Source organism: Amycolatopsis sp. MEPSY49 (assembly GCF_051337345.1).
GTDB lineage: Bacteria > Actinomycetota > Actinomycetes > Mycobacteriales > Pseudonocardiaceae > Amycolatopsis.
Genome location: NZ_JBDLYJ010000001.1, coordinates 65152 through 84995, shown reverse-complemented (window position 1 = coordinate 84995; position 19844 = coordinate 65152). Strand labels below are relative to the sequence as shown.

At 70.9% G+C, this 19844-nt stretch carries 20 protein-coding genes; 13 read left to right on the top strand and 7 right to left on the bottom strand.

The window, feature by feature from the left end:
* Positions 1-51: 51 nt before the first annotated feature.
* Positions 52-465, bottom strand: a complete 414-nt coding sequence (locus ABFJ78_RS00495) for an acyl-CoA thioesterase (RefSeq protein WP_436383493.1) — start codon at positions 463-465, stop codon at positions 52-54.
* Positions 459-1739 carry a hydroxyacid-oxoacid transhydrogenase gene (locus ABFJ78_RS00490; RefSeq protein ID WP_372671508.1) on the bottom strand — a complete coding sequence of 427 codons (1281 nt, stop codon included), beginning with the start codon at positions 1737-1739 and terminating at the stop codon, positions 459-461. Before ABFJ78_RS00490 ends, ABFJ78_RS00495 begins: the two co-directional genes overlap by 7 nt.
* 135 nt (positions 1740-1874) lie before the next feature.
* Between ABFJ78_RS00490 and ABFJ78_RS00485 the strand changes: the two genes are divergently transcribed.
* The 11 genes from ABFJ78_RS00485 (at position 1875) to ABFJ78_RS00435 (ending at position 13928) form a co-directional block, all read left to right on the top strand.
* Entirely contained in the window at positions 1875-3533 is a 1659-nt protein-coding gene (locus tag ABFJ78_RS00485; RefSeq protein ID WP_436385347.1) for a thiamine pyrophosphate-binding protein, read from the top strand.
* A 214-nt stretch (positions 3534-3747) separates the two neighbouring features.
* Complete coding sequence (locus ABFJ78_RS00480; protein ID WP_436383492.1) at positions 3748-3921, top strand: hypothetical protein; 174 nt, start codon at positions 3748-3750, stop codon at positions 3919-3921.
* Between the two features lie 206 nt (positions 3922-4127).
* Positions 4128-4331 carry a cold-shock protein gene (locus tag ABFJ78_RS00475; protein WP_013222289.1) on the top strand — a complete coding sequence of 68 codons (204 nt, stop codon included), beginning with the start codon at positions 4128-4130 and terminating at the stop codon, positions 4329-4331.
* Between the two features lie 64 nt (positions 4332-4395).
* Entirely contained in the window at positions 4396-4620 is a 225-nt protein-coding gene (locus ABFJ78_RS00470; protein ID WP_436383490.1) for a heavy-metal-associated domain-containing protein, read from the top strand.
* Positions 4621-4981: 361 nt separating this feature from the next.
* Positions 4982-6016 (top strand): ATP-NAD kinase family protein, encoded by a 1035-nt coding sequence (locus tag ABFJ78_RS00465; protein WP_436383488.1) that lies wholly within the window; start codon positions 4982-4984, stop codon positions 6014-6016.
* An 81-nt stretch (positions 6017-6097) separates the two neighbouring features.
* Positions 6098-6226 carry a hypothetical protein gene (locus ABFJ78_RS00460; RefSeq protein WP_436383486.1) on the top strand — a complete coding sequence of 43 codons (129 nt, stop codon included), beginning with the start codon at positions 6098-6100 and terminating at the stop codon, positions 6224-6226.
* Positions 6227-6309: 83 nt separating this feature from the next.
* A complete protein-coding gene (locus tag ABFJ78_RS00455) occupies positions 6310-7572 on the top strand; it encodes a GAF domain-containing protein (protein WP_436383483.1) in 1263 nt (420 codons plus the stop codon).
* A 22-nt stretch (positions 7573-7594) separates the two neighbouring features.
* Positions 7595-8722 (top strand): sensor histidine kinase, encoded by a 1128-nt coding sequence (locus ABFJ78_RS00450; protein ID WP_436383481.1) that lies wholly within the window; start codon positions 7595-7597, stop codon positions 8720-8722.
* Between the two features lie 96 nt (positions 8723-8818).
* Positions 8819-10237, top strand: a complete 1419-nt coding sequence (locus ABFJ78_RS00445) for a hypothetical protein (protein ID WP_436383479.1) — start codon at positions 8819-8821, stop codon at positions 10235-10237.
* Positions 10234-11202 (top strand): glutamate ABC transporter substrate-binding protein, encoded by a 969-nt coding sequence (locus ABFJ78_RS00440; protein ID WP_436383477.1) that lies wholly within the window; start codon positions 10234-10236, stop codon positions 11200-11202. The genes ABFJ78_RS00445 and ABFJ78_RS00440 overlap by 4 nt, the downstream gene beginning before the upstream one ends.
* A 53-nt stretch (positions 11203-11255) precedes the next feature.
* A complete protein-coding gene (locus ABFJ78_RS00435) occupies positions 11256-13928 on the top strand; it encodes a tetratricopeptide repeat protein (protein ID WP_436383475.1) in 2673 nt (890 codons plus the stop codon).
* Positions 13929-13954: 26 nt separating this feature from the next.
* Here the strand turns inward: ABFJ78_RS00435 and ABFJ78_RS00430 are convergent, their stop codons facing one another.
* Positions 13955-14545: a PaaI family thioesterase gene (locus tag ABFJ78_RS00430; protein WP_372671496.1), complete on the bottom strand. Its 591-nt coding sequence runs from the start codon at positions 14543-14545 to the stop codon at positions 13955-13957.
* 237 nt (positions 14546-14782) lie between these two features.
* On the opposite strand from ABFJ78_RS00430, the gene ABFJ78_RS00425 reads away from it, so the two are divergent.
* The gene (locus tag ABFJ78_RS00425) at positions 14783-16117 is read left to right on the top strand and encodes an MFS transporter (protein ID WP_436383474.1); all 1335 of its coding nucleotides are present in this window, start codon (positions 14783-14785) and stop codon (positions 16115-16117) included.
* 340 nt (positions 16118-16457) lie between these two features.
* On the opposite strand, the gene ABFJ78_RS00420 is transcribed toward ABFJ78_RS00425, so the two are convergent.
* From ABFJ78_RS00420 to ABFJ78_RS00405, 4 genes are all read right to left on the bottom strand, one after another.
* Positions 16458-16928 carry a hypothetical protein gene (locus tag ABFJ78_RS00420; RefSeq protein WP_436383473.1) on the bottom strand — a complete coding sequence of 157 codons (471 nt, stop codon included), beginning with the start codon at positions 16926-16928 and terminating at the stop codon, positions 16458-16460.
* 5 nt (positions 16929-16933) lie between these two features.
* Positions 16934-17488: a SigE family RNA polymerase sigma factor gene (locus tag ABFJ78_RS00415; RefSeq protein ID WP_436383471.1), complete on the bottom strand. Its 555-nt coding sequence runs from the start codon at positions 17486-17488 to the stop codon at positions 16934-16936.
* 4 nt (positions 17489-17492) lie between these two features.
* Entirely contained in the window at positions 17493-17789 is a 297-nt protein-coding gene (locus ABFJ78_RS00410; RefSeq protein WP_436383470.1) for a hypothetical protein, read from the bottom strand.
* Positions 17790-17955: 166 nt separating this feature from the next.
* Positions 17956-19167 (bottom strand): L,D-transpeptidase, encoded by a 1212-nt coding sequence (locus ABFJ78_RS00405; RefSeq protein ID WP_436383468.1) that lies wholly within the window; start codon positions 19165-19167, stop codon positions 17956-17958.
* 456 nt (positions 19168-19623) lie between these two features.
* On the opposite strand from ABFJ78_RS00405, the gene ABFJ78_RS00400 reads away from it, so the two are divergent.
* Complete coding sequence (locus ABFJ78_RS00400) at positions 19624-19827, top strand: cold-shock protein (protein WP_003097368.1); 204 nt, start codon at positions 19624-19626, stop codon at positions 19825-19827.
* Positions 19828-19844: the final 17 nt, after the last annotated feature.

The following is a 19844-nucleotide window of genomic DNA, read 5'->3' as shown; positions in this document are numbered from 1 at the left end:
CGCCCGGAAACCGGCACCGTCAATGAGGAGGTGAATCGCCGGCGGTGGAAGTCATCCGGGCTGGAGGGCTTCCAAAGCCTCCCGCAGCTTGCCGGAGACCGGTGTCGGCCGGCGGGACTCGCGGTCCACGAAGACGTGCACGAAGTGCCCTTCCGCGACCAGGGACTCGTCGGCGGCGTACATGCCGATCTCGTAGCGCACGCTGGACTTCCCGAGATGCGCCACGCGCAAACCCACCCGCAACGCTCCAGGAAAGGAAACCGATGAGTGATACCCGCAGTGCGACTCGACGCACAGCCCGATCACCTCCCCGGCTTCGATGTCGAGACCGCCTTGCTCGATCAGCCACGTGTTGATCACGGTGTCCATCAGCGAGTAGTGCACCACGTTGTTGACGTGCCCGTAGACGTCGTTGTCCTTCCAACGCAACGGAACCGTCTGCCAGTGCGGGTACCCCGTCACCACAGCGACACCGACTCGCGGAGGATGCCCGACAGATCGTCCGCGGACGCCTCGCGGGGTGCTGTCGCCAGCAACCGTTGCTGCTTCAGCGTTCCCTCGACCAGCGAGTCCACATCGGACTCGGTGTAGCCGACGGCGCCGATGCCGTCCGGGATGCCGATCTGCCGCATCAGGTCGATCAGCACCGCGGGCAGGTGGTCGGCGAAGTCGCCGGGCCACTCGAAGTCGGGCGCCAGCAGGCGGGCGACGCGCAGGTGGCGGTCCGGTGCCGCGTCGAAGGTGAAGCGGAACGCGGCGGGTGCGGTCAGTGACACGGCCATGCCGTGGGGCACCATGGGCTCTTCGCCCGGATAACCGTCCGGGTGGAAATCGCGGACCTGGCCGGCGATCGGGTACGCGTTGGCGTGCGGGATGTGCACGCCGGCGTTGCCGAAGCCGAGCCCGGCGAACGTCGCGGCCAAGGCCATGGCTTCGCGCGCCTTGAGGTCTTCGCCGTCGCGCACCGCCGCGGGGAGGGCCCACGACAGCAGCCGCAGCGACTGCTCCGCGAACATGTCGGCCAGCGGGTTCGAGCCGCAGTACGGCACGCGCTGCTCCGGGCGCTTGCGCTCGAACTCGGTGTACGGCTTCGCGGTGTAGCTCTCCGCGGCGTGGCAGAGGATGTCCATGCCGCTGGCGGCGGTCACCCCGGCCGGCTGGCTGACGGTGAGGCGCGGGTCGACGACGGCGAGAGTGGGGCGCAGCCGCAAATGGCTGATCCCGCTCTTGACGCGCAGGGAAAGCACGTCCAGGACGCAGACCGTGGTGCTCTCCGAACCGGTGCCGGTGGTGGTGGGGACCGCGACCAGCGGCTTCAGCGGACGATCAGGCGCGCGGCCGCCGCCGACCGGCGCGTTGACGTAGTCCATCAGCTCACCGTCGTTGCTGGTCAGCAAGTTCGCGGCTTTCGCGGTGTCGATGGCCGATCCGCCACCGACAGCGACGAAGGCGTCGTACGGACCGGTTCCGCGCGCGAAGTCAACCGCCTTCTGCATGCTGACATCGGTGGGTTCGACGTGTACGCCGTCGAAGATCTCGGTCTCGATGCCGTAACCCGCGATGCCGTCGGCGATGCGGCGCGGCCAGCCGGTCGCGGCGACCTGTGGATCCGTCACGACGAGCACGCGGTGCGCGCCGTACTGGGTCAGGTCGTAGCCGATCTCGTCGCTGGCGCCGGTGCCGTACTTCAACGCCGGTGCGCCATAAGTAAAAACGGTTTCATGTTCGGTCGCGGTCAAGACTGCGGTCCTCGCTCCCTTGATCGGCTAGCAGTCGGTCAAAGCGGACATTCAGTCCATCCTTACCGGGTTTCGGCGAAGATCACTTGACTGCACTGAACGGTGCCCGCCTAAGCTCTCCTCATTAGATACCAACTGGGAGCGACCGTCGCCCAGACGGCCGTGCGGATCCTGACCGAGGCGCGTGTCCGCCGTGTGTACGCGGTGGTCGGTGAGTCCTTCCTCGAGCTGCTCGACGCCTTGCAGCGCGAGCGGGAGATCACCGTGGTCTCGGCGCGTCACGACGCGGGCGCGGCCTTCATGGCGGAGGCCGAAGGCAAGCTCACCGAACGGCCGGCCGTGCTGCTCGCCAGCCGGGGGCCGAGCGCGGCGAGCCTGGCGATCGGCGTCCAAACGGCGTACCAGGACGAGACGCCGATGGTCGTGCTGCTGGAGACGCCGGCGAGCGAACCGGTGCCGTCGTCGTCGGGGGAGCTGCCGACCTCGGATCTGACGGCCATGTTCGAGTCGATCGCCAAATCGACTCTGCGGGTGACCGACCCGGACAGCCTGCCGAGCCTGCTCGCGCACGCGCTGACGACGTCGCAGGAGGGCAGGCCGGGGCCGGTCGTGCTCGGCGTGCCCTGCGACGTCTGGGGCATGCCCTACGACGCGGCGAAGCCGATGGCGCGGGTCCGGCCACCGGCGTCGGGCACGCTGGGCCGTTCGGCGGACGCCGTCGCGCAACTGGTGGACGAGGCGAAGTACCCCGTGGTCATCGTCGGCGGGCGGGCGCGGTCCGCGCGTGACGAGCTGATCGCGGTCGCGGACGAGCTTGCGCTGCCCGTCTACAACGCCTTCCGGCGGCAGGACGCCTTCCCCGAGAACCACGCGCGGTACGCCGGCCACCTCGGGCTCGGCATCCCCGCGCGGCAGCTGGACGCCTTGGAACGTGCCGACCTGGTACTCGCGCTCGGCACGCAGCTCGACGAGGTGACCACGCAGGCCTACCGGTACCCGACCGCCCAGCAGACGTTGGTGATGGTCGGCACCGGGATCGACGTCAGCCCGAAGCGGCGCGGACTCACCTTCCGGGTCGACTCGGAGGTCGAGCCGTTCCTGCGAGAGCTGCGCGAGGTCGCTTCGCCGCGGACACGGCGGGCGTCGGCGGCCAACGCCGCGGTCCACACCTTCATGACGCCGCCGGACACCAGCGGCAACACGCGGGTGCACCCCGTCGACGTCGTCCGCGCGCTGCGGAAGCTCGCGCCCGAGGACACCATCGTGACCAGCGACGCGGGCAACTTCGCGCAGTTCATGCACCGGTACTGGTGCTTCACCGCGCCGCGCAGCCAGCTCGGGCCGAGCAACGCCGCGATGGGCTACGCCGTGCCGGCCGCGGTGGCGGCGAAGCTGGCCGAGCCGCGGCGGACCGTCGTCGCCATGGTCGGCGATGCCGGTACGTTGATGACGGGGCAGGAGATCGAAACGGCCGTCCGGTACCGGGCGCCGGTGATGGTCGTCGTCTTCCAGAACGGCGTGCACGGTGCGCTCGCCATGCACCAGGCCCGCACGCACGGGCGGCTGTCCGGGGTGTCCATCCCGCTGACCGATTTCGCGTCGTGGGCGCGTGGACTCGGCGCGGCCGGGTACACGGTGGACGACCGGGAGGAGCTCGAGCCGATCATCGCCAGCGCGCTGGTGCGGCAGCGGCCGTGCGTCATCGACGTGCGCACGGACCCGGATGTCGTGACCCCTGACGTGCGGCTTTCGGCCCTGCTCGGGCAGGCCCGTCCGCAACCTCCCGCCCAGTAAGGGTTTTGCTCGGTTTCGCTTCGGGAAACGCCGGGAAAGTTGTGTGGTAGCACAGCGATGGCTCGGGTAATCTGACGGTGTTCCGGTGGTGGTTCGCCGCTGAACGTTCCCGGCCGGGTCCCGGCGGGAGACAACCGGTTTCTGTCGGTGCCGCATGGCACCATCGCGGTCATCACCCGCAGGGAAGCGGGTAGGGAACGAGGGGAGTTTCGACGTGACCGAACACCAGCACGCATCCGAACCAGCGCGGAAGTCCTCCGGCGTCGTGCCGGTGCTGTTCAGCGCCAGTGCCGAGGCCCACGACGACGCCGTGGTCGCCGCGGAGCACGACACCGCCTGGCGCTCGCCGTTCGGCGGGGAAGGGCTGCGTCCGGCGAGTGGCGAATAGCTCACCCCGCACGGGTGAAGACAGCTTGTCCGCCCTGCTCAAGGTGTGCTTTACTGCTCATGGTCTCGATTTTTGTGTTCGTGTTGAGTCACGCTCGCAGAACTCAGCGGGCGTAGTGTCTCCTCGCCGAGGAAGCAAACCGTCCGGGTGTTGACCCGGGTCGCCGAAGTGGCTTCCTGTTTTTGTGTTGCATATGGAGATTTTTGATGACTCAGGGCACTGTGAAGTGGTTCAACTCCGAGAAGGGGTTCGGCTTCATCACCCCCGACAACGGTGGCGGCGACGTCTTCGTTCACTACAGCGAGATCCAGGGTAACGGCTTCAAGAGCCTCGAAGAGAACGCTCGCGTCGAGTTCGAGATCGGCCAGGGCCAGAAGGGCCCGCAGGCCACGTCGGTCACCGTGATCTGACTTTGATCTTGGGAAAGGGCCGTCACCCGTTCGAGGTGGCGGCCCTTTTCGTATGCTGCGCACCATGATCGAGCACGGTTACACCGTCTCCGGGATGAGCTGCGGACACTGCGCCCAGTCGGTCACCGAAGAACTCACCGGCCTGCCGGGAGTGACCGAAGTGGACGTCGACGTCGCGACCGGCCGGGTGGTCGTTCGCGCCGAGACGGCGTTGGCGGAGGACGACGTGCGGTGTGCGGTCGAAGAGGCCGGCTTCACCTATGAGGGCACGGCGAGTCTCGTCTCGTAAGCCTTTCTCCGGGGCTCGGCCTCGGTTGGTTCTTCTCCGGTGGACGGGTCTCCAGGTTGGACAGTCCATTGGAGATCGAAACGCCGGTGTGACGTTCGGCTCATTCGAGCTGTGTGGACGCGCCTGGCTTCGTGGCGCGCGGTGCCCACTATTGCGCGGCTGACCGGCACTCGGCCCGGTAGTCGCCGGGATGGAGTGGCCGGATTCGGTGCGGTAGTCGCTGGACCGGCACCACGCCGGCAGCGGTGCCGTAAGCGCGGCGGCGACGTCCTCGTCCTGCACACTGCAACGCCCTGCAACCCTTCCGCTACCACCCGGTTTCGGGATCTCCTGTCCTCCGGTGGCAGTCGCAGGAGGTCAGGTGGGCGAAACGGTGGCGGGGATCGTCGCGAATCCGGCTTCGGGACGGGACATCCGCCGGCTGGTTGCGCAGGCTTCCGTGTTCCCCACCGCGGAAAAGGCGAACATGGTGCAGCGGCTGCTGGCCGCCTTCGCCGTCACCGGGCTCGACCGGGCCCTCGTCTCCACCGATCTCGGGGGCATCTCCGCCTCCGTTCTCAAGGCTCTCGGACGAGGTGGGACCTGGCCCAAAGTCGACTTCTGTGACGACTATCCGCTCACGGGCACCGCTGCCGATACGACCAATGCCGTGCGGCGCATGGTCGATGCCGGGGCTGGGGTCATCGTTGTCCTCGGTGGGGATGGCACCGCCCGCGTTGCCGCCGCTGCCTGCGAGGACGTTCCGATCCTCGCCCTCTCCACCGGGACCAACAACGCCTTCCCGCAGATGCGGGAGGCGACCGTCGCCGGGTTGGCGGCCGGCCTCATCGCCTCCGGGGACGTCGACCCCGATCTCGTCACCCACCGCGTCAGCGTGCTCGAAGTCGTCACCAAAGCGCGGCGGGAGATCGCGCTCGTCGATGTCTGCGTCTCGCTCAGCCGGCACATCGGGGCCCGGGCTCTGTGGGATCCATCCTCACTCACCGAGCTCTACTGCACCTTCGCCGAACCCGACGGCATCGGCCTCTCCAGCGTTCCTGGGCAGCTTTGCCCGAGCCCACGCTCCAGCCCAACAGGCGTTGCGTTGCAGCTCGGGCCCGTCGGGGAGACGCCGTACGTCGTGCACGCCCCCATCGCGCCCGGGCTCGTGCGGCCCGTCGGGGTTCGCGGGTGGGGCGTTCTCGAACCCGGCGTGCGCGTCGAGCTCGCCGCGGCCGGGGGCGTCATCGCCCTCGACGGCGAGCGCGAACTCGAACTGAAGACCGGCGAAAGCGCCTTCGTCGAGCTCAAGCCGGATGGCCCGTGGGTCGTGGACGTCCGGGCGGCGATGGCGGAGGCGGCGCGAAAAGGGCTGTTGCGCACGGAAGCCGAGCCGGGGAAGGAGCGTCGAAGATGACGGACACCTGCGGGAGGCGTACCGCGTGATGCGCACCATCCGGGCCTTCGAAGGGCGCGTGCACGGGCCCCGATCGAGATGGTGACGCCGCCGCACACGCCCGTCCCGTTCTCCGACGCGCTCGAGGACCTCTACCTCCCCGACGCCCAAAAGGTCGTCAACGCGGCGAAGGCGGTCGTGGAAGCCCCGGGCGCCGCGATCACGCGCTGACCCACCCTGTCGCAGAGATAGTCGCCACCTTCCGATCAGCGGACCGAAAAGGCAGACTGTGGCGGAGCGCAAGGAGTGGCGGTTTGGGGCAGCGAGACCTCGAGGCAGCGTTGCCGGCCGGGGCCGACCCCCGGCGGCACGCCCGTGTCCTCGCCCAGGTGCACGAAGCGGCCCTGTCGGGCAAGGAACTGCCCAGCAGGCCGCGGCCGGTCGTCGACGCCTCCTGGCAGCGGATGCGCCGCCTCGGCATGGATCCCGACAGCCGCGCCGCCGCGCCCGTCCTGACCGTCGAACAGCTCGAAGCGCGCCGTCGCACCAGTGGGCTCGCCGAGGCGCTGCCGACGTTGCGCGGGGGCCTGACCAGCGTCGCCGAGCAGGCCGCGCACATCATGGTGATCGTCGACGCGGGCGGCAAGGTCCTCTGGCGCGACGGCAGCGCCGCGGTCCGCCGCCGCGCCGACCGCCTCGGGTTCGTCGAAGGTGTCGACTGGCAGGAAGAAGCCGTCGGCACCAACGCGATCGGCACTGCCCTCGTCGCGCGCCGCCCGGTCCAGATGTACGCCGCCGAGCACTACGTCCGCTCGCACCACTCCTGGACGTGTGCCGCCGCGCCGCTGCACGACCCGCGCGACGGCAGGCTGCTCGGCGTCGTCGACCTCTCCGGCCCGGCCTCGACCGTCCACGCGACGACGTTGGCGCTGGTCGACGCCGTGACGCGGCTCGCGGAGTCCCAGCTGCGCACCACCCACCTCACCGAACTGGAACGCCTGCGCGGCTTCGCCGTCCCCGTGCTCGCGAAGGTCGGCGGGCGCGCCGTCGTCGCCGACGAACACGGCTGGGTCGCCGCGGCCGCCGGGCTCGCCCCGGTCGACCGGATCGCCCTGCCGGCGAACCTCGCGCCGGGCGGGGTCTGGCTGCCGGCGTACGGCCATTGCGCGGTCGAGCCCGTCCCCGGCGGCTGGCTGATCCGCCCCACCGAGACCGACGCCGCCCCGCCGACCCGCGTCGTCCTCGACGTCCGGTCGCCGCGCGCCCCCGAGCTCACCGTGGCCGGCGCGGCCGGGACCTGGACGCACCGGCTCAGCCCCCGCCACGCCGAGATGCTGTACGTCCTGGCCAGCCACCGCGCCGGCCGCTCGGCCTCCGAGCTGTCCTCGGACCTCTTCGGCGACGCCAGCCGCGCGGTCACCGTCCGCGCCGAGATGTCCCGGCTGCGCCGCCACTTCGGCGGCATCCTCGGCGCGAAGCCCTACCGCTTCGCCGACGACGTCGAAGTGCTGGTCCGGCGGCCGCCGAGCCCCGAAGCCGTGCTGCCGCATTCGCTCGCCCCGGCCATCCGCGGCTGACCCCGCCCGGGAAGATGGGGCCGTGCCGAACCGCCCCCTGCTGCCCGACACCATCGCGCCGAGCTGGCTCGTGGTGCAGGTGCTCGGCACCCTCTTCGTCGCGGGGACGCTGCTCACCGCGCGGGAGCCGAACCCGTGGATCTGGGCCGCGTACGGCGTCTCGAGCGCCTGCTGGCTCGGCTTCGTCGTGCTCGCGTCCCGGCGGCCGAAGACGGCGGCCGCGCTGCTCGCCGTGGCCGGCGCGCTGCCCGCGGCGCTCGTCGGCCGGGCCGCGGACTCCTCGGCGATCCTGATGGCCGTCATCCCGCTCGGCCGGCTCGCGGCGCTCACCACGGTCAGCGTCGGCGCGATCGTCGGCGTGGGTCTGCTGGAGATGGCCCTCGCGGTGACGGCGCACCTGGTCTCCGGGCACTCCGCGGGTGCCGCGATCGCCGACGCCGCCGTGATGCTGCTGCTCGTCCTGGTCGGGCTCAACCGCCGCCAGTACGAGGTCCAGGCCGGCCAGGCCGAGGCGCTGCTCGACCAGACCCGGCTCGCGCAGGCCGAACACGCGCGCGCCGCCGCGCTCGACGAACGCACCCGCATCGCCCGCGAGATCCACGACGTCTTGGCGCACTCCCTGGGCGCACTGGGGGTCCAGCTCGAACTCGCCGAAGCCCTGCTGACCGAACGGTCCGATGTGGACGGTGCGCTGCGGTCGGTCCGGCGCTCGCGGCGCCTGGCCGCCGACGGTCTCGCCGAAGCGCGCAACGCCGTGGCCGCGCTACGCCGGGACGTCCCGCCGCTGACCGACGCCCTCGCCGCGATCGCCGCTGAGCACGCCGGCAACCACGGCGTCGAAGTCGACTTCGAAACCGAAGGCGAACCTCGGCCGCTGCCGTCCGCCGCGGTCGTCGCGCTGGTCGGCGTGGCGCGAGAAGCGCTGACGAACGCGGGCAAGCACGCGCCCGGCGAGGACGTCCGGATGCGGCTGGAGTACGCCCCGGAAGAGGTCCGGCTCGAGGTCCGCAACCCGCGAAGCGAATTCACTCGGACGAGTGAAGGTTTCGGGCTCGCCGGGATGCGCGAGCGGCTCGCCCTCGCCGGTGGCACGCTGGAATCGGGTGCCGAGGACGGTTACTGGCGCGTACTCGCGGCGATCAAGGGCTGAGAGATCACGTGCTGGTGACGGCGGGCGGTGCCCGTGCCCACGTGCGCGGCCACTCGGCTACCTTCTGCGGGTAATGCTTTCGGGGAGGAATCGGGGATGACCAGCACTGCGACGGCCCCGGGTCCCACGGCGCCCGCGCCGGGACCCCCGCCGCCGCCACCGGACGGCCGGGACCGCCCCGGGGGCCGCAGCGGCCTCCTCGGGCTGCTGGACCTGCCCGGCCAGGCGGTCCGCGCGATCATCCGGTCCGCCGCGACCACCCCCGGCCGGCTCACCGTGATCGCCGTCGCGCTGGTGCTGCTCGCGCTGGTCGCGGGCACGGTCGCGACGCTGTCGGTGCAGGACCGCGACGACACGATCAGCGGCGTCATCGACCACCGCGAACCCCTGGCCGCCGCCGCGCAGCAGGTCTACAAGTCGCTCTCGGACGCCGACGCGACCGCGGCCAGCGCGTTCCTCTCCATCGGCACCGAGCCGCCCGAGCTGCGCTCCCGCTACGAGCGCGACATCGCCGAAGCCGGCGCCGCCCTCGCGAAGGCCGCCTCCGACTCCTCCGACGTCGCCGCCGCGGCCGCCCCGGTCGACGTCCTCAACCAGTCGCTGCCCGTCTACACCGGGCTCGTCGAGACCGCCCGCGCGAACAACCGCCTCGGCTACCCCGTCGGCGCGTCCTACCTGCGGGAAGCCTCCGAGCTGATGCGCGCGAAGATCCTGCCCGCCGCGCAGGACCTCTACCGCGTCGACACCGAGCGGCTGATCGAGGAGCAGGACACCTCCACCGGCTTCCCCTGGCCCGCCACGATCCTGATGGTCGCGCTGCTGGCCGCGCTCGTCGTCGCGCAGGTCTACCTGACCCGGCGGACCAACCGGGTGCTCAACGTCGGGCTGGTCGTCGCGACGGCCGCCGTCGTCGTGTCGCTGCTGTGGGGCTCGGTCGCGCTGATCGTGCAGGGCAGCCTGGTCGGCAGCGGCCAGGACGACGGCTCGCACCGCGTCGACGTGCTCGTCCGCGCGCGGATCGCCGCGCTGCAGGCCCGTGCCGACGAGACGCTGACGCTGGTCGCCCGCGGTGACGGCGCGGCGTACGAGAAGGACTTCGGCGTCAACGCCGCCCAGCTCGTCGGCCCCGACGGCCAGGGCGGCCTCCTCGGCGAGGCCCGCGGCCTGATCACGGACGGCGAAGGTGCCGCGAAGGTCGCCGACGCGACCAGGGCCGCGCAGGACTGGCTGGCCGCGCACAAGCAGGTCCGCACCCAGGACGACTCCGGTCAGTACCAGGAAGCCGTCGACACCGCCGTGCTCGAGGACCGCAAGACCGGCTCGGCCCCGGCGTTCCGGCGGCTCGACGACAGCCTCCAGTCGGCGATCGACGTCGGCAGGCAGCAGTTCCTCGACGACACCCACGACGGCGACGCGGCCCTGACGCTGCTGGCGCCCGGCCTCGCCGTGCTCGCGGTGGTCGCCGCGGCGGGTGTCACCATGGGAATCCGGGAGCGACTGAGGGAGTACCGGTGAGCAGGCGGGGGAACACGGTCCGGGCGGGCGTGCTGGCGGTCGTCGCGCTGCTCGCGGCGTCCTGCGGCAGTCCCGGGAAGCCGGTCGACCCGGCCCCGGTGAGCAACGCGGCCTGGCCGCAGCCCGCGCACGTCGGCGGCCCGGACGCGACCGCCGGCGGCGGCGCCGACACCAGCTGCGACCCGCTGGCCAGCCTCCCGCCGAACGGCACCATCGGCAGCGGCTCGACCATGGCGAAGATCAAGGAACGCGGGAAGCTGATCGCCGGCGTCGACCAGACCACCTACCTCTTCGGGTTCCGCAACCCGACCTCGGGCAACCTCGAGGGCTTCGACATCGACATGGTCAACGCGATCGCCCGCGCCCTGTTCGGCACCTCCGAGGGGCACGTCCAGTTCCGCGCGATCCCGTCGTCGCAGCGCGAGGACGTCCTGCAGGCGCACCAGGTCGACGTCGTGGTCCGGACCTACAGCATCACCTGCGACCGGCGGAAGAAGGTCCAGTTCTCCTCGGTCTACTACGTGTCCGGGCAGCGGATCCTGGTCGCCAAGGAGTCGAAGGCCGAGAAGCTCTCCGACCTGAGCGGCAAGCGCGTGTGCGCGGCCAAGAAGTCGACGTCGCTGGCGAAGATCGCGACCGACCCGGCGAAGGTGGTGCCGGTCTCGGTGGACAACTGGTCCGACTGCCTGGTGATGCTCCAGCAGGGCCAGGTCGCCGCGGTGTCGACCGACGACACGATCCTCGCCGGGATGGCCGCGCAGGACCCGACGCTCAAGGTCGTCGGCGAGCAGTTCACCAAGGAGAACTACGGCATCGGCATCCCGAAGGACAACGAGGACATGGTCCGCTACGTCAACGCGGTCCTCGAGGAGATCCGCGGCACCGGCGTCTGGCAGGACAGCTACAACAAATGGCTGGCGCCGTCGCTCGACGCGGCCTCGCCTCCCGCGCCGCAGTACCGGTGAGCGCGTCGCGACTAGGATTGGTTCCCGCAGGCCGGGGATCTGGGAGGTAAGCAGTGTCGGAGGAGCCGCGCCGTCCTCGGCACGCCGCGCCGGACGACGAGCCGAAGCCGGCCGCGCCGAGCTGGCAGCCGCCGCCACCGGTGCGGTGGGAGACGCCGGAGCCGTCGATCTCGGGCCGCCTCGACGACGGTGCGCCGCCCGCGGGCTCCCGCGGCGAAGAGACCGTCATCCACGCGCCCGTCCGCCGTCCGCCGACCCCGCCGGGCGGCCAGCCCGCCGCCGTCCGCGGGACGATCCCGGGCGCCGAAGACCCGACCCGGCCGCCGGGCAGCATCAACCCCGTCCTGCCGCCGGTCCAGGCCACGCAGGCGGTGGCGCCCCCGACGCAGGCCGTCCGCCCGGACCCGAACGCGCCGCAGCCGACGAGCGTGCTCGCCGCGCCGGCGCCGGAGACCCAGAGCATCATGCCGCCGGCGCCGCGGCCGGACACCGGCCCGGACACGCCGCTGCCCGACCCGGGCACCGAAAGCGTGCTGCCCGAACGCAGCAGCGAAGGCAGGCACACCGGCACCGGAACGGGCAGTGGTTCGGGCTCGGTGTCCGGCTCCGGCTCGTTCCCCGGTACCTCGCGGCGGACGTCGTCGCGGACGTCACGCTCCCGCCGCGGCCGCCTCGGCGCCGGGCTGGTCGAGGTCCCGCCGGTGCCCGCGCGCGACCCGGCGTCGGCGGTGCTGACGAACCCGGTGGTGTCGGAGGAAAAGCGCTTCTGCGGCAACTGCAGCGCGAAGGTCGGCCGCGGCAAGGACGGGAAACCCGGTTCGCCGGAAGGGAAGTGCGAGAACTGCGGCACGCCGTTCTCGTTCGTCCCGAAGCTGCAGCCGCACGAACTCGTCGGCGGTCAATACGAGGTCCTCGGCGCGATCGCCTACGGCGGCCTGGGCTGGATCTACCTGGCGCAGGACCACAACGTCAGCGACCGCTGGGTCGTCCTCAAAGGACTGATCGACACCGGTGACCAGACGGCGATGGCGGCCGCGGCCAACGAGCAGCGGTTCCTCGCCGAAGTCGAGCACCCCAACATCGTCAAGATCCACAACTTCGTGCAGCACCCGGACGCGCACAGCGGCACGACCGTCGGCTACATCGTCATGGAGTACGTCGGCGGCCAGTCGCTGCGGCAGCTCGCGCTGGCCCACCACCGCGAAAGCCGCCGCCCGGAGCCGCTGCCGATCGGCCAGGTCATCGCGTACGGGCTGGAGATCCTGCCCGCGCTGGGCTACCTGCACAGCCAGAACCTGCTGTACTGCGACCTCAAGCCGGACAACGTGATCCAGACCAACGAGCAGCTCAAGCTGATCGACCTGGGCGCGGTCCGGCGGATGGACGACTACGAGAGCCCGCTGTTCTTCACCACCGGCTACAGCGCGCCGGAACTGGCGAAGCAGGGCGCGTCGGTGGCGTCGGACCTGTTCACCGTCGGGCGCACGCTCGCCGTGCTGAGCTTCGAGTTCACCGGCTACACCAGCAAGTTCAAGACGACCCTGCCCGGCCCGGACGCGGTCCCGCTGTTCGCGCTCTTCGGCTCCTACTACCGGTTCCTGCGCCGCGCGACGCACGCCGACCCGGACCGCCGGTTCCTCTCCGCCGAGGAGATGGGCGACCAGCTGACCGGTGTGCTGCGCGAGATCATGGCGCTCGGCACCGGCAAACCGCGGCCCGGCGCGTCGACGGTGTTCGGCCCGGAGAGCCGCACCTTCGGCGTGCAGCTGGTGGTGCCGGAGGCCGGCCAGAGCGTGCCGCTGCCCGGCTCCGACGAGGTCGTCGCCGGCCTGCCCATCCCGCAGGTCGACACCGACGACCCGGCGGCGGGCGTGCTCGCCACGACGACCGCGCTCGACCCGCGCGGCGCCATCGAGGCGCTGGCCGGCGCGCCGCGGGAGTCGATCGAGGTGCGGCTGCGGATCGTGCGCGCCCGGATCGAGCTGGGCGAACTCGCCGAAGCGCAGCGGCAGCTGCAGGCGGCGCAGTACCTGGCGATCAAGAACGGCTTCCCGCACGACTGGCGGATCGACTGGTACCGCGGCCTGATCGAGCTGGCCGGCGGCCGCTCGCGGGTCGCGCAGGTCGCGTTCGAATCGGTCTACGACGACCTGCCGGGCGAGATCGCGCCGAAGCTCGCGCTGGGCATCAGCGCCGAAGGCGTCGGCGACTACTTCGCCGCGGCGCGCTTCTACGAGCTGGTCTGGCGGACCGACCGCACGTACGTGAGCGCGGCGTTCGGCCTCGCGCGGGTGTACCTCGCGCAGGGCGCGCGCAACAGCGCGGTCGAGGTGCTCGAGACGGTCCCGCCGTCCTCGACCCACTACGTCGACGCGCAGGTCGCCGCCATCAAGATCAAGACGACGGCGACCAAGGCCAACGGCCGCGAGACCCCGGTGACCGAGCACGACCTGCTGGACGCGTCCTCCCGCCTGGAACGGCTCCGGCTCGACCTCGAGCGCCAGACGCGGCTGTCCGCGGTCGTGCTCGAGGCCGCGCACGACTGGCTCAAGCAGGGCAAACCGTCCCCGGGCGCGCGGGTGCTGGGCTGCTCGCTGGAGGAGCGGGAGCTGCGGTTCGGGCTGGAACGCTGCTACCGCGCGCTGGCCCGGCTGGCGAGCACGGTCGACGAGCGCGTCAAGCTCGTGGACCGCGCCAACGCCATCCGGCCGCGGACCCTGACCTGACCATAGCTTTCACGTGAAAGCTACGGTCAGGGGTTGATCTCCCAGTCGCGTTCCTGACGCTGCCGGTTCTTCTCGTGCTGCGCCGCCAGCTTCTCCAGCGCCTCCGGGTCGCCGTGCGTGCTGAAGTGCTCGAACCCGACCACGATGAACAGCGCCCGGGCGCTCACCGCGATCGGGCCGTCCTCGGCGTCCAGGCGGCCGTCGGCGCTCACGTAGATCTTGCGGCCCGCGATGCCGTCCAAGCGCGCCTCGATGAACAGCGTCGAGCCCACCGGGACCGGACGGCGGAAGTCCGTCTCGAGCTTGCCCGTGACCGCCGGGCGGCGCATCAGGTTGCCGACCGTCGAGCCGAGCGCCTCGTCGAACGCGCAGGCCAGCAGCCCGCCGTGGGCCAGCCCGGGCGCGCCCTGGTGCGCCGCCGTCACGGTGAACCGCGAGTGGATCACCTGGCCCTCGCCGACCGTCGACCGCAGGTGCAGGCCCGCGTCGGCCTCGTCGCCGCAGCCGAAGCACTCGCCGAAGTGCACGCCGAGCTCGGTGCCCGGCGCCGGCGCCTTCGGGTGCGGGACGGCCGGCTCCACCGGTACCGGCGGCCAGGGTTGAGAAACACGACTCATGCGCTGACGTTAACTCGCCGGTAGCGGGCCGCCGCGCGCGACCCACGACGTGAGCACGCAACGTATATCTCTCAGTAGCCGGAAAGTTCCCCACCGTAGAAGATTCGCGGCTCAGGCTGCCGAGCCCGGAGGGCCGGTTAAGACTGGGCTGATGAGCTCGAACGGCCCAATGGGCACTGCACGGAGGAGGTCGTCGCCGGCATGAGCGAACCAGCAGCAACGACGGGCAAACCGTCAGTGGACGAGAGAACCGTCAAGCGCGCCGTGTGGGCGTCCGCCATGGGCAACGCCACCGAGTGGTACGACTACGGCGTCTTCACCTCGGGAGCGATCGCCACCAGCATCGGGACGCTCTTCTTCCCCGGTGAGGGCAACGCCGTCCTGAAGTCGCTCGCGCTGCTCGCGGTGGGGTTCATCGTGCGGCCGTTCGGCGGGGCGTTCTTCGGGCCGCTCGGCGACAAGATCGGCCGCAAGCGCGTCCTCGCCATCACGATCCTGCTGATGTCCGGCTGCACGTTCCTCGTCGGCGTCCTGCCGACGTACGCCGGCGGCTACAGCATGGGCATCGCGGCGCCGATCGCGATCCTGCTGCTCCGGATCATCCAGGGCTTCTCCACCGGCGGTGAGTACGGCGGAGCGGCGACGTTCATCGCCGAGTACTCGCCGACGAAACGCCGTGGCTTCTTCGGCAGCTTCCTCGAGCTCGGCACGCTCGCCGGGTACGTCCTCGGCAACCTCGTGGTGCTGTCGGTGACGCTGTCCCTGACGGCCGACCAAGTCGACGCCTGGGGCTGGCGGATCCCCTTCTTCGTCGCACTGCCGCTCGGCCTGATCGGGCTCTACCTGCGGAACAAGCTCGAGGACACCCCCGAGTTCCGCCGGATGGAAGCCGCCGGCGAGGCCCCGAAGAAGGCGCCGCTCAAGGAGATCTTCGTCCGCAACTGGCGGATGATCCTCAACCTGATCGGCATCGTGCTGCTGCTGAACGTCGCGGACTACCTGCTGCTGACCACGATGCCGACGTACTTCACCGACACGCTGAAGATCAACGACAACACCTCGACGTTGATCATCATCGCGGTCGAGGTCATCCAGATGGCGATCATCATCCCGCTCGGCGCGCTGTCCGACCGGATCGGGCGAAAACCCCTGCTGCTCACCGCGGCCATCGGGTTCCTGGTGCTGAGCTGGCCGTGCCTGAAGCTGATGCAGTCCGGCAGCATCCTGTGGCTGTTCGTCGGGTTCCTGATCGTGGCGATCCTGCTGGTCCTGATCCTGGCGGTGATCGGCTCGACGTTCCCGGCGATGTTCCCGACGCGGGTGCGCTACGGCTCGTTCGCGATCGGCTACAACATCTCGACGTCGCTGTTCGGCGGCACCGCCGGGGTCGTCGTGACGGCGCTGATCAAGAGCACCGGCAACGAGGACTGGCCGGCGTACTACCTGATGGCGGCGGCGCTGATCGCGATCATCCCGATCATCAAGATCCCGGAGACGTCGCAGGTGCCGATGGAACAGATCGACAGCGAGGACAGCGGCGGCAAGCTGACCTCCGCGACCGCCCAGCGCTGAGCGGTCACCGGATAGCCGGGTGCCCCGTCCGGATCACCGGACGGGGCACCCGTGCGCCGTGGGTCAGTTCGCTTCGCCGCGAGGAGTGAAGCGCTTGCGGGACCAAGCGGCGAGCGCACCCGCAGCCACGACAGCGATTCCGGTTTCGACGATCAGTGCGGCGAGCACCATGTGCTTCCTCCTCGGGTTCTCGGGCCGGCGGCGAAGCGCCCGGCTGAGCAGTTCCTGCGGTGTCCGATCGGAACACCACGGGTCATATCGCCCCGACCCCGGCCGGTATTTCGTCAAAAACCCACGTCGCGCCGGTGATCTGCGGCACATGGCCTGAGCTGCGGAAACGTCAGTGGGACCTGGTCGCCGACGGCGCGTCCGTCTCGGTCGGCCCCGAGGAAGGCCGACTGGTGACCGGCGCGGACCGCGGCGTGGTCCGGCCCGCCGCCGACGGCGGCTGTGGGATCCGCGTGGCGCGCGACGGCGTACGGCTCGGCTCGGCCGCCGGCGGCGCGACCGACGTCGGCGGCGCGACTTCCGGCGACGGCGGCACCGCGGGGGCGCTGGTGCCGATCGTGGACAGCACGGGACCGGCGGGTTCCACCGGCTCCGGCGGCCCGGCGCGGTGACCGGCCAGGAAACCGGCCACCGCCAGGACGACCGCCGTCGCGGCCGAGGTGCCCGCCACGGCGAAGCGCTTGCGTCGTCGCCGGACCCGGCCGCCGCGCTCGATCACGTCGGCGGCCTTCAGGCGCATCGGCGGCGTCGGGCCACCGGCCGCGCCGGTCAGGAACGCGCGGACGTCGTCTTCGGAGTCCATGTTCGTCACCTCCCCTCCGTGGTCGCGCTGAACGTCAGCGCACCGTAGTGCGGGCCGAGCCGGTTGCGCAGCGTCGCCAGGCCGCGGGAGGCCTGGCTCTTGACCGTGCCGGTGCTGCAGCCGAGGGCCTTCGCCGTCTCCTCGACGCTCAGGTCCTCGAAGTACCGCAGCACCAGCACGGCGCGTTGCTTGGGGGCCAGTACGGCCAGAGCCTGCCGGACCAGTTCGTCCTGGTCGCCGGCGGCCGGTTCCACCGGGAGCTCCGGCGGGGTGTCGGTGAGCCGCTCCCGCTTCCACCTGCTGCGCCGGTGCTCGGCGAGGAACGTGCGCAGCACGACCTTGCGGGCGTAGGCGTCCAAGGCGTCGTGGCGCGACAGCCTCGGCCAGGCGAGGTAGAGCTTGAGCAGCGCGGCCTGCGTGAGGTCCTCCGCCTGGTGCCAATCCCCGCAGAGCAGGAAGGCGGTGGACCGCAGGCTGTGCGCGCGCTCGCCGAAGTACCGGGCGAACTCGCCGTCCCACGGCGAGCCCGGCCCGGTCGACGGACGGGAGCGGGAGATCACCTGGCTACCGGGACACCCCGATGGCCGGCAGGTGCAGGTCGCCGGTCGGGCCGGCGGGCACGGCGCGGGGGACGCGCGGGGCCGGCCCGGTGCGGGCGGGCCGGGTCGTCTCCGCCGGGGCGGGCGCGGCGGACGGCGGCTGCGGAGCGCGGGTGGCCGTCGGGACCGCGGACGGCGCCTCGGTGGGCCGGGCGGTGGTCGGCGGCGCGGGTTGCGCCTGGCCGGCCAGGGCGATGCCACCGGACAGGGCGCCACCGGCGAGCACGAGCGCGCCGAGGGTCAGGGCGATGCGGATACGCAAGACAACTCCTCATTCTCGCGGGCACGACCGGGATCGCGTCGCGCCTCTGCCCGTAGTCATGCGGCGGGTGATCGCCGGGGTTGCATCGAGTTTTTCCGGCTGTGGAACGCGAACGGCCGGGAAGTCCGCGATGGACTCCCCGCCCGCCCGGTCTTCGTCAGTGGTCTCAGCCCGCGAGAGCCGACAGCTTCTGCCAGCTCGCCCAGTCGTACGTCCAGTCGCTGTAGTCGCCGTCCTTCGCGGTCAGCGTCTGCGTGCTGCCGGTGATCTCCACCGGGTCGCCGGTGAGCACGCCGTCGTAGTACTCCTTCGCCCGCGCCGGCGAGAGGTTCAGGCAGCCGTGCGAGACGTTCTTCTTGCCCTGCGCCCAGACCGAGGCCGCCAGGCCGTGGATGAACTCGCCGTTGTTGGAGATCCGGACCGCCCACGGCACCACGACGTTCTCGTAGTGGTACTTCGGGTTGCTCATCGCGTACGTCGCCTGCTTGCCCATCACCACGTGCACACCGCTGTGGGTGACGCGGCCGGGGTCGGAGTCGAGGCCGTAGCTGACCGGGTAGTCGGCGATCTGCTGGCCGTCGCGGATCACCTGCATCGTGTGCTGCTGGGTGTTGCCCTTGACGATCTGCGAGCGGCCGATGGTGAAGCTGGCCGACACGTCCTGCTTGCCGTACACGCCGTCACCGACCTTGACGCCGTAGATCTTGGCGTTGACCTTCACCGTGGTGCCCGGCTTGTAGTACTCCTTGGGCCGCCAGTGCACCGAGGTGTCGCCGTTCATCCAGCCCCACGAGCCTTCGGTCTTCGGCGTGGTCTCGACCGACAGCGCCTTCTCGACCGACGCCTTGTCGGTGACGCGGCTCGGGAAGGTCAGCGCGATCGGCATCGCGATGCCGTACGTCTGCCCGTCGCCGACGTTCAGGCTGGCCGACATCTGCCGCTTCGGCTTCACCGTGGTGAAGGCGCCACCGATCGGCACGTTCTTGCCGTCGGAGCCGCTGACCTGGCCGGACCATGTGTAGGTCTTGCCGTAGCCGAGCTGCTCGGTGGTGTTCCAGCTCTTCTTGTCCGCCGACGTCTGGCCCTGGACCTGCTTGCCGTCCGGGTTGGTCAGCGTGACCGAGACGATCGTGCCGTCGGTGACCTGCACGCCGACCGGTTCGCCCGGCGCCACGTCCTGGGCGCCGCCCGCGGGCGTCACCGTCAGCTTGGCCGGCTGCGCGGTGGGCGCCGGCGACTGGGTCGGGCCCCCGCCCGAAGTCCCGCTCGCCGACACGGTCGGTTCGCTGCTGCACGCCCCCAACGTGAGTACCGCGACCAAGCCCAGTGCCACAGCCGCGCCCCGGCGCCGCGTGGAAGTCCTCACCGTCACACCCATTCCCCTTTGCCCCTTTGGTGCTTCCCCTCATCGAGACGTCCCGCCTACCGGCGACGTTGAGCAACATCGGCGTGACGAAGGTCACAAAAGTCCGGAAGGGCTTTCACTGAGGGGGCACGGGCGACTCCGAGCCGTATCCGGTGATCACGGAGTCGCTGTGCTGCGCAAGACTATCCGGTGGGTCCGGCGGAACGTGCCGGGAGCCCTACGACGTTCCGGTGACCTTGGCCCGGACAGGCGGTTTTCGCCTCGATCACGGGGTTCAACTTTGGCCAGATCCCGGTAGTCTGCTCTCAGGCCGTCGTTTTGCGTGTTAGTGGCTTCACACTCGCGGAACTTCTGACGCGAGCCATGGAGCCGACCCGCTCTTGACTCGACTCGTTGGAACCGCCCGGGACGGTCGGGGTGCCGCTTCGGTGGCATTCGAAGCGGATCTGTGTAACGAGGAGTACAGCGGTGGCGCAAGGCACTGTGAAGTGGTTCAACGCGGAGAAGGGCTTCGGCTTCATCGCGCAGGACGGCGGCGAAGGCGACGTGTTCGTTCACTACTCGGAGATCGAGGGCCGCGGCTTCCGCACCCTCGAGGAGAACCAGCGGGTGGAGTTCGAGGTCGGCCAGGGTCAGAAGGGTCCGCAGGCCCAGAAGGTCCGCGCGATCTGACAAACAGGCCCTCTGCG